15 protein-coding genes, 1 tRNA gene and 1 pseudogene are annotated in these 15,168 nt (G+C 32.2%); 7 read left to right on the top strand and 10 right to left on the bottom strand.

Translation table 11 applies throughout. From position 1 onward, the window contains the following. The first annotated feature begins 10 nt into the window (after window positions 1-10). The 3 genes from ACY45D_RS12480 to ACY45D_RS12470 all read left to right on the top strand — a co-directional run bounded on the left by ACY45D_RS12480 (window position 11) and on the right by ACY45D_RS12470 (window position 1,429). A complete protein-coding gene (locus ACY45D_RS12480) occupies window positions 11-298 on the top strand; it encodes a hypothetical protein (protein WP_463107034.1) in 288 nt (95 codons plus the stop codon). 79 nt (window positions 299-377) lie between these two features. Beyond that, complete coding sequence (locus ACY45D_RS12475) at window positions 378-668, top strand: hypothetical protein (protein ID WP_463107033.1); 291 nt, start codon at window positions 378-380, stop codon at window positions 666-668. Between the two features lie 239 nt (window positions 669-907). Next, on the top strand, window positions 908-1,429 hold the full coding sequence (locus ACY45D_RS12470) for a hypothetical protein (RefSeq protein WP_463107032.1): 522 nt from the start codon (window positions 908-910) through the stop codon (window positions 1,427-1,429). A gap of 203 nt (window positions 1,430-1,632) precedes the next feature. Here ACY45D_RS12470 and ACY45D_RS12465 read toward each other — a convergent pair whose 3' ends face one another. The 5 genes from ACY45D_RS12465 to gmtY form a co-directional block, all read right to left on the bottom strand. Next, window positions 1,633-1,893, bottom strand: coding sequence for a hypothetical protein (locus ACY45D_RS12465; protein WP_463107031.1), 261 nt, complete (start codon window positions 1,891-1,893; stop codon window positions 1,633-1,635). A gap of 69 nt (window positions 1,894-1,962) precedes the next feature. Continuing rightward, window positions 1,963-2,436 (bottom strand): transcription elongation factor GreB, encoded by a 474-nt coding sequence (gene greB, locus ACY45D_RS12460; protein ID WP_463107030.1) that lies wholly within the window; start codon window positions 2,434-2,436, stop codon window positions 1,963-1,965. Then, window positions 2,433-3,044 (bottom strand): gamma-mobile-trio protein GmtX, encoded by a 612-nt coding sequence (gene gmtX, locus ACY45D_RS12455; RefSeq protein ID WP_463107029.1) that lies wholly within the window; start codon window positions 3,042-3,044, stop codon window positions 2,433-2,435. Before gmtX ends, greB begins: the two co-directional genes overlap by 4 nt. Then, window positions 3,034-5,802, bottom strand: a complete 2,769-nt coding sequence (gene gmtZ, locus ACY45D_RS12450) for a gamma-mobile-trio integrase GmtZ (RefSeq protein ID WP_463109484.1) — start codon at window positions 5,800-5,802, stop codon at window positions 3,034-3,036. The genes gmtX and gmtZ overlap by 11 nt, the downstream gene beginning before the upstream one ends. Then, a complete protein-coding gene (gene gmtY / locus ACY45D_RS12445) occupies window positions 5,799-7,109 on the bottom strand; it encodes a gamma-mobile-trio recombinase GmtY (protein WP_463107028.1) in 1,311 nt (436 codons plus the stop codon). The genes gmtZ and gmtY overlap by 4 nt, the downstream gene beginning before the upstream one ends. Before the next feature lie 469 nt (window positions 7,110-7,578). On the opposite strand from gmtY, the gene ACY45D_RS12440 reads away from it, so the two are divergent. Continuing rightward, window positions 7,579-8,190: a hypothetical protein gene (locus ACY45D_RS12440; protein ID WP_463107027.1), complete on the top strand. Its 612-nt coding sequence runs from the start codon at window positions 7,579-7,581 to the stop codon at window positions 8,188-8,190. Between the two features lie 348 nt (window positions 8,191-8,538). Here ACY45D_RS12440 and ACY45D_RS12435 read toward each other — a convergent pair whose 3' ends face one another. Continuing rightward, complete coding sequence (locus ACY45D_RS12435; RefSeq protein ID WP_463107026.1) at window positions 8,539-8,697, bottom strand: acetyltransferase; 159 nt, start codon at window positions 8,695-8,697, stop codon at window positions 8,539-8,541. Between the two features lie 714 nt (window positions 8,698-9,411). Here ACY45D_RS12435 and ACY45D_RS12430 point away from each other — a divergent pair. Together ACY45D_RS12430 and ACY45D_RS12425 are read left to right on the top strand one after the other, a co-directional pair. Next, window positions 9,412-9,765: pseudogene (locus tag ACY45D_RS12430) on the top strand (GreA/GreB family elongation factor); the annotation flags it as partial. A 90-nt stretch (window positions 9,766-9,855) separates the two neighbouring features. After that, window positions 9,856-9,945 (top strand) — tRNA-Ser (locus ACY45D_RS12425). 235 nt (window positions 9,946-10,180) lie between these two features. Here ACY45D_RS12425 and ACY45D_RS12420 read toward each other — a convergent pair. From ACY45D_RS12420 to ACY45D_RS12410, 3 genes are all read right to left on the bottom strand, one after another. Then, a complete protein-coding gene (locus ACY45D_RS12420; protein WP_419329037.1) occupies window positions 10,181-11,170 on the bottom strand; it encodes a hypothetical protein in 990 nt (329 codons plus the stop codon). Further along, on the bottom strand, window positions 11,167-12,360 hold the full coding sequence (locus ACY45D_RS12415; protein ID WP_463107025.1) for a YagK/YfjJ domain-containing protein: 1,194 nt from the start codon (window positions 12,358-12,360) through the stop codon (window positions 11,167-11,169). Before ACY45D_RS12415 ends, ACY45D_RS12420 begins: the two co-directional genes overlap by 4 nt. A 407-nt stretch (window positions 12,361-12,767) precedes the next feature. Then, entirely contained in the window at window positions 12,768-12,989 is a 222-nt protein-coding gene (locus ACY45D_RS12410) for an AlpA family phage regulatory protein (protein ID WP_463107024.1), read from the bottom strand. A gap of 78 nt (window positions 12,990-13,067) precedes the next feature. Here ACY45D_RS12410 and ACY45D_RS12405 point away from each other — a divergent pair, with 78 nt between their 5' ends. Beyond that, on the top strand, window positions 13,068-14,375 hold the full coding sequence (locus ACY45D_RS12405; protein ID WP_463107023.1) for a hypothetical protein: 1,308 nt from the start codon (window positions 13,068-13,070) through the stop codon (window positions 14,373-14,375). Between the two features lie 209 nt (window positions 14,376-14,584). Here ACY45D_RS12405 and ACY45D_RS12400 read toward each other — a convergent pair whose 3' ends face one another. Beyond that, window positions 14,585-15,163 carry a hypothetical protein gene (locus ACY45D_RS12400; RefSeq protein ID WP_463107022.1) on the bottom strand — a complete coding sequence of 193 codons (579 nt, stop codon included), beginning with the start codon at window positions 15,161-15,163 and terminating at the stop codon, window positions 14,585-14,587. Window positions 15,164-15,168: the final 5 nt, after the last annotated feature.

The following is a 15,168-nucleotide window of genomic DNA, read 5'->3' as shown; positions in this document are numbered from 1 at the left end:
GAGATGGAAAATGAATTACTCTTTATTTTTACCAAATGATTTTGAGGAATATGAGTGGGAAGTTGAGCTTAAAGGGTGTTTAGAGCTTGATATTGAAATTAATAATGATATTTATACTTTTAATTTCTATGATATGACTAGATTAAATCAAACAATAGATATAGAGTTTGCTCATCAACCCAATTTTTTTGATGAAAATATAGTTGTTCTCACTAAAGTAAATATTAAAAATATTAATGACTTTGTCGAGAGAGTTATAAATACTAAGTATTTATTATGTTTTGTGAAAAAATATTGAGTATACTTCCCTACTTTGGTCATTTTTTATTTCAAATATATAATTTATGCTCTCAAATTAAATGTGTGAGATAAAACTAATGGAAAACTATACTATTAATTCACCTGATGATTTTCAGGATTATGATTGGGAATATGAAGCTAAAGGATGCTTAGAGGTTGATGTCACAATTTTTGAAAATTCTTATATTTTTAATTTTTATGATATGCGGAGAATCTACAGTATAGAGAGTGCTAACTACTTTGGAAATAATTGCTTCTATGATAAAAATTTAGTTCTGTTATCTAGTGTTAATTTGAATAATATTAAGGAGTTCTTGAAGAATATTATGGAAAAAATGAATTATCATATTTTGTTAAAAACAAATTAACATAATACATTTGGCTCTAGACTAGCAGGTTCACCCTTAACTTTATCTAATGAGATTTCACAACTCTGTTGCTAACTCATTTACTACAATTCTAGGAGGTCAATTTATGCGTATGTTAATACTGGGCAGATTATTGGGAATGCTTCAATAAATCAAAGTGGTCAGGCAACACGATTTATTAAAATATTTACCGATTCAAAAGGGAATTTAATAACAGTTTACCCTGTGGTTGGTGGAAGATGAGTTCAAAATATTTAAATAAAGCTATTTGGAAAGGCTTTCTTGATAAAATAAATGATGAAGAGTCTGTAGAACCTGTGTGTATTTACTTAGTAATTAGAAATTGGGTATTAGAAAATATAGATATGTTTTCTAATTATCCTTTTTCTAATTATAAAATATTAGAATACTGTAATTTAGATATGAATGATTATCCTATTTACAAATTTCAGTTTGATAAGGATGAGTTTATCTTATTTATTAAAAATTTGAATAGATATAGCTTTAAAGATCAGAAAAGTATAGCAAGAATACTATCAGAAATATTTGAATATTTATTCGTGCTTAGAGTTAATACTCTTTGTTCTTTTTGTGATTCAGATGGTTTGTTAGTGTTCAAAAATGTAAAAGATTCTAGACTTGTATATGAGTGCCCGCAATGTGGGAATGCAATTTATGTGGACAATAATAAACAGTCGATAGATAAACTAACTCTCCCAAATAGACTTGAATTAGAAAACTATAAATTATTGCCTAAATAACGTGAATTCGGGATAAGAAAGTTGTAGCGGATAGGCATTTTACAATACTTTATGGAACCTGATCCGTAAACATCCACTGAACCCCACTTGAACTCAAGTAGGGTTCAGTGGATGTTTACTTAATTTTACTATGTTCATATTGATGAAAATGGCTGGTCAATTGAGTTGAAACTGCTTTGGTCTAAATGATGTTTTTAGTATGGTCAATTGGTGTGAAAATCTCCAATTTCTTCAAAATTTCTATAAAATGATTTTTTTGTTGAAAATCCTAATGCTTCCAATGATTTTAGAGATTTTTCCATTTCTGCATCTAAAATTTCCTTATTCTCATAGTTAAGTGAAACTAATTCAGCATTATGAAAAAAACCTGATTTATATGTAAAAGCTAAAAAATTTGTATTAGAAGCACTTTCCCTATACTCAAATCCATATTTATTAAAAAGCTCAATAATCTTAGTATGCATAAAAACCTACAATAGAAAAATATATAACACTTAATATTAAATTTAACACATTGTTAATATTTAATTAATTCAAATAACATAATTAATTTTTACAATATACCAGGCTTTTTTTCCTTTTGGTGTCTGTACTTGAATTTCATCATCTACAGACTTGCCTAAACAAGCCTTTGCTATGGGTGACTGGAGTGAAATATAATCTTTACGACCATAAATTTCGTCATCTCCAACAATACGAAATTTGATAGTTTCACCTTCGTCATTTTCTAACTCAACCCAAGCACCGAAATAGGCTTTACCATCTTGCTCAGGGCTATATTCAACTTTATGTGCGACCTCAAAAAGTTTAGTTAAATATCTAATTCTACGATCAATTTCACGCAACTTTCTTTTATTATAGATATAATCAGCGTTCTCAGACCTATCGCCGAGACTGGCTGCCCAAGACACAATTTTTGTAATTTCAGGGCGTTCTTTACGAACTAAATCATTTAACTCATCTTGTAAGCGTTGATAACCTTCAGCCGTTAGTAATTTACGATTCAAGACAAATACTCCAAAGCCTTGCGTAAGGCATCTAATGTAGAAATTTTAAAAACAGGCTTATTAGACTCATCGACTAGCTCACCAAAATGAGTTGGTTTTAGATTCCATTTTTTTTGAAAATCAGTAGATAATAAATACTGTAATGCCCGTACTTCTTGGTCAGAAAGCTTAAAAGATTCATGCGATATCATATTCTTATAATCATAAATATCAATCCTTTGTTTAGGCGGAATGATTTCACGGATCATTTGTTGAGCTTCTTTTAATTCAGATGCCATAATGCGTACAAGCAACTGATGTTTGGGATTTTGAATTTCCTCAATCCACGCATTATCTGTTTGAGATGGTTTAGTCAATTTAGGTTTCTGTGATGATACATCAACAAAGCTTTGAATCAGTGCTCTATATTTTTCACCTGTCTTATTTCGGATGCTTTGCGCTTTAGGAACTCCTCGATTAAATCCTAAATTAGCGATCGTACTTACAGAAAAATCCTGAATTCCACGTTCCTGTTGTTCAATACATACTTCATAAATTGCATCAAGTGACTGTTGGATTTTAAGTGATGATCCATGTTTTAACTTATTTAATAACTCCTTAGGATTCATGACTTGCCTCAATCAAAGTTGGAGAATTATGTAGAATGAGTTCAATCTCTGATTTTGAAATTTGTTCAGTTTCAGAAAGTTCTATAAGTTTAAGCTTTCCATCCATAACACTTTGCACTTTATCCCAAGATTTGAGGCGACTCATCAATAATTTAAAAATTTGGTTGCCTGCTGAAAGTTGCTGTTCTTTAGATAACATGAACAAAGCAGGCATAATTTCATTAAACATCGCCATTTTATCAATGAGCTGAGTCCGTGGATAAATGGCTTGATCAGCATTACAAGATTTATAAATGACAGCATTTTCACAAACTTCTTGTAATTGCTGAAAGTGGCTAACTTCTTCCATTTCTAAAACTAACTCTGCATTTGAAGTCGTAATTAGCGATAATGTATCTGTATTTTCTAATAATGCATTGTTATTAATGAGCTTGTGACATTTCGTAATGTGGCTGTAAGCTGACTGGATATCGCATAAAAGCATATCCAGTTTTTTAGCGGCTGTTTCATATTCTGATTCAAAATTTCGAAGTTCAGTCTCGAGATTTGCTCTTTTAGCAGTACCCTCAAATTTTTCTTTCTTCAGGTTGGCTATATATTCTTCTTTTTCAATTTTATCAATATTTTGATTAATCTGGTTGATTTTAAATTGTAGTTTGGAACATATTTCAGATTGATCATTGGATTGCAGTAATATCTCATTTGTAATTGCCAATAAGCCTCCGATAAAGGCAGGTCCAGTAATGAAATGTCTACAACGTATACAATTCTGAGTTCCTAAATAACCTTGAGGTGTAGGAGTGTAGAACGAACTGCTTTTTATTGACTCCCCACCATCCTCACACCTTGAAGCTGCAAAAGGGCAAATACCATAATCTCTAAAAATAAAATTACCTGCAGGAACCTCATTAGACAAAGCTTGCAGTAATTCCAAATTATTGCCAACCAATTGGTTTTTAACACTTTCAATTTTATTTTGTTCAATGGTTCTTTGAATAGACTCTACTTCAGATTTTAAGGCAATTTTCTCACCTTCTTCTAATCGAGTTCTAATGTCATGATTGGAAACTTTGCAATAATAGATCGACATAATTACGGAGCTATGACCAACGATTTTCATCACGATTTCAATTGGCATACCCATTTCAAGCACATAAGCCGTAATGAGGCTTACACGCATGCTATGGGGCGTGTATTTAGACTTATATGCACCTAAAACTGCTCTATTTCCTTCAAGTGTAGTCAAGCTAAGATTTGAGGGCTGTATATTATAAAGAGCAGCTGCTAATCTCGGGGTTAATGCATTTCCGACATTCGCCGCCTCAAAATCATTAAAGCGTCTAAAAAGAAAACAATTCAATCCTTTGGCTTTTCTTTGTACCTCATTTAAATTTGTTCTTTGACAATCAATCCAAGCACTTGGATATGAAATAGGATTATATTTTTGTTGCCATTTCCGTAGCTTAATTAGCCAATATGCTAAATCTTCGGGGATCCACGGAATTGTATAGCCTTGCCCATTGTTATTTGTTTTATTTGTAGTGGTAAACATACCTGTTTGACCATCAGACATTTTTTTTATGAATGATTGTGCTTTGGTCAATCCAGAAAGCGGGGAATTATTTTTTCGCCAAATGATTTTGTTTTGTTGATCTAAATCAGCAATATATTCATCAGCTTCGCCAGAATCATTATAGGCGATTTGCCGTCCTCTTAAGGGAACTTTGGTAAGTGCATAAGTATGAATCCAATCTATTGGACACCATAAATATGCTTGATTATCAATGACACGGTAAACACAATCTAAATCATGTAAATCTAACTGACCAAAACTTACTTTAACCCAATCAGCATCGAAATTATGAAGATGCTTTAAATCCTGAAAGCTTTTTGCATTGGGTGGAATAATCCATTCTTGGGTTTTTTTTACAAAATGATATTGTAAGCATGGCTTTGTCGTTTCAGAACGAATTGAGCTAGATGATATATTTTGTTGATTTAATAAAAGAGAAAATGGATTACGAGCATTATCAATACGTACAATCTCACCTGTTTCCTCATCTTCAATCGTTAAATCATTGTTGATGATGTAATCTAAGAACTCATTAACATAAACGACTAGTTTTCGCCTCATCGGTTCTGATTCTATATTTTTGAGTAGATCACGAAAGGGTTTGACATCGAATTTCTCTTGAATAAGAAAGGCATGTGGCGTTTTACTTTTATCAAATCGTTCGATATAAAGACGGACAAAACGACATAACTGCGATTCTTTAGTCCCACCACCACGAGCTTTAGTCATGAACTCTTTGATTTTAATTGCCCAAGTTATATAACTTGGTGAAATAAAATCAGGTTTAAATGGTTCGGTTTTACCTAAAAATTTGTACCAATCTTCCCATTCATTTGGATAGATGCCTTGCGGATCAAGCGGAAGGCTAGGATCATTTAATTTTAAAATGAAACTTTTGTATTCTTTAGCATTTTTAAGATTTTTGTCTTCTACTAAACTTTTTAGTTCTGAATACGAAATAAAATCGACTATATCAAAAAAATCTTTATAACTGATCCACTCATCATAAATTCTTTCAGGGTGTGCAGGTAGCCCATATTCTCTATAATTTTGCCTATACGACACGGAATTAAAAATACCAGCATTTTTACAGAATTGCTTTAAAGAATCTAAATCGGGAAAAGTCGAAAATTCTTTATTAAATCTGTTACTTTCGATTTGCCGAATTGCTTGAGGTTTTATCATTGAATCTCTCTCAATTTTTCTTGTACTTCTTCGACTGTTGGTTTGATGTAAATTAGGCATGATGTTGGACTTTTATGATGCATGGCTTTTTGAATTTCGACTTGATTTAAGCCAGCCTGACGTGCTCGAAAACCATAAGCATGTCGATGGCCGTGTTCTATCGTTCCACGATCTTTTTTACAAATTAGTCCAATGCGCTCTAATGCGTTTTTATGTAATCTTTGAAAATTTTTTATAGTTTCTGGTTCCCCTAGCGTATTTGTAAATGCGAAAGGATGTGGGTTACTTTTTGATGGTTCAATTCTTTGAAATTTTAGATAATTTGCCCATATCAATAAAAACTCTTTAGCTTTATCTGGCGGATTAAATACAACCTCAAAGTAACCTTGTTTAGATGTAAGTAATGGGTTTTTCCATCCTGCATATAAACGTTCGGTAAATGGGTAGCTATTTCTAGGCTTGAACGATGTTTTAGATAAAAGAAATTCACGTCTATTTTTGAAATGAGGATCTGGAGCTATACCTAATTCAGGATGATAAACACGCACAAGGGCTTCGTGAGGGCGGTTTGGGTTTAATGTGATATCTGAAGTGTAAATATGAAAAATTTCACTTTTTCTAAGCCCACCATAATTCATCAACATCGTAATCGCTTGCGATTTATAGTCATATTGTCCATTTTTTTCAAATCCTAAGTAAATCAACCTTTCAATTTGATCTTCAGGAAAACGAACTGCATATTCAAAATCAATCAGATCCTCAGTGAACGAGCCAACCAAACGAATTTGCTGTTGTGATAAATCTTTTTTAGTTAAATGATTCAGAAAGACATGTGCTTGCTTATGATAATAAGCACACCAATTTAGACGCTCTTCATAACTTGTAGCTTTGCGAAATGGATTTACACGAATTGTTGAATGTTCATCCTGCAGCATCAGAAAATCTGTGTAATGAGTAATGTGAAACAATAGATTATTGGTATCTCTGACTGTGCGTGGTCGCCAATAAAGTTCAAGAGTATCAATACGGGTTGTTGGATCAATTGTTCCTGTGATTAAAGCTTCAGTGAAAGCTTTGAGTAATTTAGTAGCATTATCAATTTTTGGAACAGAATTTATATATTTCAATAAAATTTTGAGTGCATAGCATGATCGTTCTTTCCATGATTCGCTTTTATAGTTAAACCATGCTAAGTACCTAGTATGGGAAATTATGATTCCTTTCTCAGTTAATAAACTAGGTAACGTGAAAATGCTATTAGTGGTGCAATCTATGTAATTGACATATATTTTCTTTATATATGACATAATACTACAATCCAATAATTATTTTAATAAATTTATTTTAAATTAAAATAATGTCAATAAGGAATTAAGTTAAAATATATTTTATTTGTTAATTTTTATTATTTTAAATTTTGAAATATGGTATATGTTTATAATGTGTTTTGGGTTGGTGGTGTGGTATATGTTTATAATGTAATTCTAATTTTTTAAATGGATTTATTTTATTTTTAAATTAGAAGTTAAATGACAGTTGATGTGAAATTATTGACACATGTTTCGAGATTGTTAAATAACTTAAAAAATAGAGTCTAAATGGCTCTATTATATATATATCATTTCTGAAAAAAATGAAGATGAAAATGTGCCCGCTGCTGGAGTTGTTAACAATAGCTCGATTAAGATAAAACCAGTGCAAAAGTAGTCTTGAATAAGCCTCTCAATACATTGAAAATTAGAGCATAAAATAATTTGGGGTTACAGGCAGAATACAATGGAAATAATCACGCTCATAACAATATTAGGGATTGTCATTTTAGTGATTTATCTCAAACTTAGCGCCAAAAACCGTCAATGGCATTTGGATGAAAAAGGCGTGATGAAACATGAACGGATTGAGTACACAACATTCAATAAAATTGATGAAAAAGACTTTCAATGGATACCTGACGTTGTAAAAAAATATTTCCTCGAAGGTCATGCCACTGTGCGGAAATATGGCAGTGAGGCGAAAAACATTCTGATCGTGAACAGCTCGATTTATTATCACCAATACTTAATTCGTGAAGAAGGCACAGGTGAAATGATGCTGCATGATGCCATTATGGACAGTGTATTGTATGTAGAGAAGCGCAATGACGATAGCTACTGCATGTATCTGTTCAGACCGTGCGAGATTAACTTGCAAAATCATAATTTGTTTTTTAAAGGTAGATTTGTGGAAGGTACGATTGCTGACTTGAAGCAAGGTTTTGATGCATGGCAGGCAGCGCAAAAGGATTTTGTGAAAATACATCAAGATAAGGTAGATATACTCAAAAATAATATCATCGCTAAACAAAAAAAATATGACACTGAGGTTTATAAGCATTCTGAATTTAATTAATTAATCCGCAAATTAAATCAAGAAAACTAAAAATTTCTTGATTTAATTAAAAAAATTAATCTCATATTATCTGTCATTTACAATTAGCATTAAAACATATGAAATTAATTTTTTAGATCTTATGATTTTTCTTAAATTCAATATTGATGGTTTTTTCACGGCTTGGTTGTACAAAACTATCCCTAAAGAGAATTACGTATACCTCATATTCATGCCATGCCTTAAAATTTAGTTGCTTGGGTAAGTATTAACTTTTAAATCTTTGTATAATAAAGCAGTTTTAATGTGGAAAATAACTATCAAAAATGACTTTTTATCTAAGTTTCATGTGTGAAATGTCTTCGAAACTCACATTTCAGATAAACGCTTAAATGCTTTTTGATGGCGAATTAAAATTAATTTTGTCAGTGATTTAATCATTTCTTCTCCCATTTTTCCGTTCAAATCTAGTCTTTTTGTTGCTTTAATTGCTGGTCTAGGAATAATTTCAACACCGTATTTTTTCACTTTTAAATCTCCTTACAATGAATAGAATTTCAAACCCAGAAAAGCTACTGAATTTAGTGTTTCTAAAGCAATACCACCGATTTATTTACAGTTGTATTCTTCTAAACTAGAAAATAAAGAATTCCAATCCTTATCACAAAAGCCATCGAAAGTGCAATTCGGCTTGCCAGATCAAAATCATGCACTGCGCCGAGACTGCTGCATAAGCATGCAATTTTCGGATTTTGATAGTTTATTAAAACCTACACTTTAATTGAGTTGAAACAGGCTTATTTAATTGGTCAATCATTAAATAGAGATTATACATGAAATTTTTGTATATGAATCACAAGGGATTATATTACGATAATTTAGTAATCGAGAGGTTTTTTCTCAAATTTGAAAGTAGAGCGAGTATAGCAACAATATTATGCAAATCATTAGGGGATTAAAGATATTAGTCTTTATATCAAGGTGTTTTATAATAAATTTTTTTAAATTCAATATTGGGTTTTTTCTTACCAAGAAACTGAAAGAAAAATATAATCAATGATTTGATTCATATGTCTGATTTTATTTAATCTTTACAGTTCGAGAAAGTGATAATTGGAAATAACTCATCAAATATACTATTTATTATATAGTTAGGGGTGTTTACATATTTTTATGTATATATTTTTTTGGGTTTTTTTTCTAAAGACATTGTAAATAGTATGTTCTGTAATGGGGTTATAATATCAATATAATAAACAAATACTTAGAAAAATTGATCGGCGTGTAAGATATTTAGGTAAGCGTTTAGAAGAGCTTAGGATTATTGATTTCTCTCCTGAACAGGAAGGAAAAGTATATTTTGGTGCGTGGGTTGAAATCGAAAATGACGATGGAGAGCAGAAAACTTTACGTATTGTAGGCGTTGATGAAATTTATGACCATCATCCACAACATATTTCGATAGATTCACCCATGGCACGTGCTTTATTGTCTAAGCAAGTGGATGATGAAGTCGAAGTTGTAACGCCGTTAGGCAAAAAACTTTGGTATATCAACTCAATTTGTTATGAAAAGTTTGAAAATTCAGCAAATTAGTCGTTATTGATTTTATTTTGTACATTTGATTGAAAAAATGTTTAAAAAGATTTGCCAAGTTCGAATTTTATTTATATGATAGCCGCCATTGGAAGCGTGGCAGAGCGGTTTAATGCACCGGTCTTGAAAACCGACGAGGGTGTGAGTCCTCCGTGAGTTCGAATCTCACCGCTTCCGCCAAATATTGATCTAAGCCCTTGTTATTGCAAGGGCTTTTTTCTTGCTTGTGCTTTTGTCCCACATTGTAACCCACATAAAATTTTGGATTAGATAACATCAAATTGGTGGATTTAGGACGTTGTAGGAAGAGTCATTCATTTAGTTTAAATTCACGATAAGTTCATATCACTATTTCCAACATGTAAAAAAGCCCAATAAGGAACTACTGGGCTGTGACTGAATGAGTCAAATACGATTAATAAACAATATACTCAAAATTTGATTTGATGACTTTGGATTGGTAGTAGTAATACTTCAAAGGATAGAGCATATTGTTAAAAATAACTTTCCACTCTGCTAAATTAATGCCTTGGAAATTATCACGCTCAAGCTTCAGAGTTTGAATAGAAATATTTGGCAAATTCAGTTGAACCGAAATTTGACCTTCTTTATCAATCGAATGTGATAATAGATTTTGATCCTGAGGCAGTTGTAACTGATGATTTTGTTCGTGATAAACCAACATATTGAGGTAGTACTGCCCATACAATGTTTTTTGAATCCGCCATTGGATGCAAAATAGGTTTCCTTGATTAAGTTGCTGAAATTGGTCAATCAATTTACTTTTAAGCTTAACAATTGCTTTTTCTAGCTCATTTACTTGTAACGATGCTGTATCACCTTTGGCACAAAAGCAATAAAAGAGCTTGGTAGATGAGATGTTAGCGTGTTGAGTGAGCAATCGATTGACAATACGTGAGTTTTCCTTAGCTTGGTCTGATATGAGCTTTTTACGCTTGTTAACGTCGCTCTCAGCCTCAACACTGATTGAATAACCACGTATTTCATTCCAAAGTTGATTTAAGGAAGAATGTATTGCTTGTTTATCAGGGTGTTGATTAATCCCTAAAATATCAAACCAACTATTTTGCATAACGATTTGATGCATTTTAGACACTAGGAAACTAGCGCCTTTGTTTACAATAAACTCATTAGGCAAAGTGGTTAAGGGGAATGCACAATTGCTTTGCATCATTTGACGTTGCATCTTTAGCACACGATCAAGCTCGATCAATGGTGCTGTTGGTGTTAATACCTGACCTCTGATTTGCAAAGGTTTTGAACTTTTTAGACATAATTGATGAGATGCTTCACCCAAGGTATGAAGCCATTTCATAACGATTAAATTATTTTGTCCACAAATCAAATCTAAATTACTGAATTGCTGAAGTTGTTCGAAGCTCATAATGATTTACCTGATGGTTTAATGACTAATTTTTTCTTAACAAGGGTCACAGGACTGATTAATTTATCCTGAGGGATTGGATTAGGGATAATTTTAAAAATACGCGGACGACCAACTGTTTTCGGTTGTTTTTGTTTTGTACGATTGCTGGTTGCAAAGGTATGAACATTCCCTAGTAAGCGCTTATCAATCAGAAACTGATCTTGCTTACAGATATACAATAGAACCTGATCAAGATTGTCGAAGAAGGTTTGATCATTATGACAAGCCATGCCAATAGCTAGATTACGATATTTGATTTTGTCGCGGTGACAATTGAAGTAATAGCCTTGCTCTGAAGTTAGCTCTGACCAACGTTGTCCAATCACCTCTGCGTAATGTGTATCGCGTTGAAACTTGTTCCCATCCATAAAAAAGATACAGTGGTAGTGATAGCCTTTTTTCTCACCAAACTCTAATTTCCAGAGATAACCGACGATGTTAGGTAAGTCTTTGTCATGATGGAAACCTTTCATGAGTTGAGCATACGGAGCTTTCATTTTCCTAAAGGTGACATCATCCTGTATCCGATCTTTCCAACAGAAATCAATACGAAGTACCAGTAGCTTACTAAACTTGTCTCTCAAGGCTTGAACGAGCTTTCTAGCCCCTTTATATTGATCCTTTGATCTTTCACGACGAGCGTATTGAGCCTTTGTAAAGATCGGTGAGTCGATTCGAATCAAAATCTCACGAACCAAATCATTTTTAAGTTGAGCCGTTGTATGAGAACAGATCAGTTCCCCAGTCATATCATCTAATAATTCGAATGTACGATTTGGTGCTGCTTTCCAAAAAGAAGGCTCATCTTCAGAATGAATATTAGGTGCAACAGCCACGTTATATGCTTGTTTGAAAATAATGCTATGTTCACAGTGGTAGTTACTTTGACTCGCTTGTTCAATTGAACAAATTCCTTTTAAGAATAATTCAAGAGCAGGGTCATAAGTCTTTAAGCTCAAGCCCTCGTTGCTGAGTTTAAACAATCGATCTATTGATTCGTTTTCAATTCGATTAACGCAAAGAATGGTACTGTATATAGTCGAAATAACAGGATTTTCTTTAAGGATGAATTGACCATTGTGTTGCTCACTAGTGAGTTCTAATAAATTAGGTGGATATTTCTGATCAATATCTATTCGGTTTTCCATTGGCTTTGCTCTTATAGTCATTGGTTTATATGCTAGATAATTGATTTAACTAAATAACGCTTTAGAACTATAAGAATGATGAGAGATGAAGTAGATCATATCTCTAATGAACTAGTCGGTATGGGTACTGATCTTATAGAGATATAAAACAGTATTGAGTAAACTAACTCTTTCATTCATATAGATATTGTTAAGCGTATTAATTAAATCTTTAGTCTGTTTAATGGTTTAATGAGATTGTTAATCATCGTATTAATTAGAGTGCTAATAAGATTATTAATTAAATTAAAAAACCTAAATTCACTTTCACAAGACATAGTCCTCCTACAGGGGCAATTGAATAAATTGCTCCTCGTGATTTACAGGGATAGGAGAACTAAGAAGTGATGAAAGTTATGCAGATAAAATTAATGAAAGGGTAGGTTCTTGAGCCATAGCTCAACTTCATTTTCTACCCAAGCAACACTGTTCATGCCCAGCTTACGAGGCTTGGGAAAGTCAGGGTCGTATCGCTTAGACTTTTGATCGAGTTTGTCATAAATGGTTGATCGGCTGATCTGACATTTGTTGGTGACATCACGTAATTTCAACATACGCATAGTGTCAGCATAGCTTTGATTGTTTTGCATAAAAATCTCCATTGGATTGATGTGGACACAACGGAATTATGATAAAAACATACGTAAATAAAAGCAGGAAATGATTACGTGATCAGAGATCATCAAACAGAAGAGCTGTTTAAAGAAATATTGGCAAACCTTTATAGATTAGTAGTTATTTATTCATGTGAAGTTATCAAAGCCCAAAATATATTTCCTGATATGTACCAATGGTTTGAGGATAATAATAAGGTTGTGGATATTGAAATTAGAAAATTTCTAAAAGAAAAAAAGGGGGAAAATTTTTCAATTAAAATTGATAGTTTTGATAAAGTCATTAACTTTGACCTTTCAGAGGAAGATATTGTTTACGAACTGAACCAATACTTTTGGGATTTTAAACAATTTCATGATGTTTCTTATAATAGGGCATTAATTTCAGAGTTAAAAATTGAAACAAAGGAGATAGAGCAACTTTTTAAAATTTTAATAGAAAATATGACATTACCGAAAGATAAAGGACCAATAGTAAACTTTTTTGATTTATATAATTTTACAGAAAATTATAATTTATCGTCATTTATTTCTAAAGACAGAACTAATCGAACAATTTTTAGATATTTTCAATTATATGCTGAAATAGTTAGTCCTAATTTTCAATTTGAAAACAAAAATCTACAGCAAAAATTTATCGATTTATTAAGAGAGATTCCTTATTATTCAATTTTTGCACGCACAACGATGACTGGTTTTTGTACGTTCAATACCTCGCAAGGAAAAATTTATTATTCAACATTGAAAGTACCATTAAATTTTAAAAAAGGAACTTTACTCGATAGTTTATTACATTTTTTATTTCAACACTTGATTGAAATCTTTTATTCTGATTTTTTAAAAGATGATCCGAAAGCATTTAAATTAAAATTAGCCATAGGTGAAAAAAGGAAAAAAGAGATAGCATCTAAGCATGAAAAACTTCATGAATGTAATGACATAATGAAATTATTACTACAAGCTTGGCCTAAAGAACAGCATCTTGTATATAGAAAAGTTGAAAAAGAAGGGTCAATTATACCAGTATTAAGAAGCATTCTATATGAGAATTTTTTAAAGCAATATGAACAGTCCAAAATTGATGACCATGATTTTAACAATAATTTGAAAAGCAAAAAAAAGCAAAAAAATTTAGCAGCTCGTACAAGGATATCTGCATTTTTTAAATATTTGGAGTATGGTTTTTTGGAAATGGGATTTAAAGTTAAAATTTTTGATAATGATGACAAAACTGATAATTGGAAAATAATATGTACTTCTAATCCCAAGAATGAAAAAGGTAATTTTGAATGGACATGGAATCAAATAAAGTCGTCATACGATAATCATAAAAATAAGACAAATTTATTTAATTATGAATAGCTTGGAGTAAATTTCATATGGTATTTTAAGGGCTAAAATGAGCAGTATTTTTTTACTTTTTTAGTGATCATTTGACAGTGAAATTAAACATAAAAATGAGTGTTTAGGCAGGGAGCTAAAATGGCTTCCTGCTTATTTTACGTCTGAACTTAACTAAACCAATAAACATAAGTCCTATTGGTTGATTGTGTTGTATTTGTTTTAAACACTCATTGTTCAACAATGGCACGATAGGTAATTTTGCCATGTGTGGTATACAGATAAACTTCCTTAATTTCCTCAGCAGAACAGCCTTTTAACACAATGTTAAATATTGCACCGTAATAAGACACACTCGGAAATTTAGTGGTAAATGGCTCTAGCCCCACGACTTTACAGTTTGGATTGTCCATTTCGACTTTATCAATCACATCGTTGACTTCAGACACTACTTTTAGGCGAGTGGTGTCATAAACAGTACTTGTGATGACTTGAAAGTTTGGGTACGCCTCAACAGGGCGGTATTTGACTTCGAGTGCTTCACCTGCCAATAACTCACGTTTAAGCTGAGGCGGTGGAATATCAATATTTTCAGCTCCTGTGTAAGTACTATCAGGATCATAACGGTCATGGGCAATAGCCGCAGCTTCTGCTTCTTGCTCTTTAACTTGTAGATTAGATTCAGTTTGAGCTTGGGTATCTATAGATGCTTGTGCCTCTGAGGATGCTACTGAGGAATGCTCATCAGGTTTCTTTTGGCATGCAGTGAGTGTCGAAACAAGAACAGTGGCAAGGATTAATTTTTTCATAATAA

This window comes from Acinetobacter sp. BZX-2, assembly GCF_055179795.1.
This window is presented reverse-complemented; position numbering and strand designations above follow the sequence as displayed.

What these genes read in the sequence shown, in the direction of transcription:
- ACY45D_RS12480 (WP_463107034.1), top strand. Translation starts at nt 11, where the DNA reads ATGAATTACTCTTTATTTTTACCAAATGATTTTGAGGAATATGAGTGG.
- ACY45D_RS12475 (WP_463107033.1), top strand. Translation starts at nt 378, where the DNA reads ATGGAAAACTATACTATTAATTCACCTGATGATTTTCAGGATTATGAT.
- ACY45D_RS12470 (WP_463107032.1), top strand. Translation starts at nt 908, where the DNA reads ATGAGTTCAAAATATTTAAATAAAGCTATTTGGAAAGGCTTTCTTGAT.
- ACY45D_RS12465 (WP_463107031.1), bottom strand. Translation starts at nt 1,893, where the DNA reads ATGCATACTAAGATTATTGAGCTTTTTAATAAATATGGATTTGAGTAT.
- gmtX (WP_463107029.1), bottom strand. Translation starts at nt 3,044, where the DNA reads ATGAATCCTAAGGAGTTATTAAATAAGTTAAAACATGGATCATCACTT.
- gmtZ (WP_463109484.1), bottom strand. Translation starts at nt 5,802, where the DNA reads ATGATAAAACCTCAAGCAATTCGGCAAATCGAAAGTAACAGATTTAAT.
- gmtY (WP_463107028.1), bottom strand. Translation starts at nt 7,109, where the DNA reads ATGTCATATATAAAGAAAATATATGTCAATTACATAGATTGCACCACT.
- ACY45D_RS12440 (WP_463107027.1), top strand. Translation starts at nt 7,579, where the DNA reads ATGGAAATAATCACGCTCATAACAATATTAGGGATTGTCATTTTAGTG.
- ACY45D_RS12420 (WP_419329037.1), bottom strand. Translation starts at nt 11,170, where the DNA reads ATGAGCTTCGAACAACTTCAGCAATTCAGTAATTTAGATTTGATTTGT.
- ACY45D_RS12415 (WP_463107025.1), bottom strand. Translation starts at nt 12,360, where the DNA reads ATGGAAAACCGAATAGATATTGATCAGAAATATCCACCTAATTTATTA.
- ACY45D_RS12410 (WP_463107024.1), bottom strand. Translation starts at nt 12,989, where the DNA reads ATGCAAAACAATCAAAGCTATGCTGACACTATGCGTATGTTGAAATTA.
- ACY45D_RS12400 (WP_463107022.1), bottom strand. Translation starts at nt 15,163, where the DNA reads ATGAAAAAATTAATCCTTGCCACTGTTCTTGTTTCGACACTCACTGCA.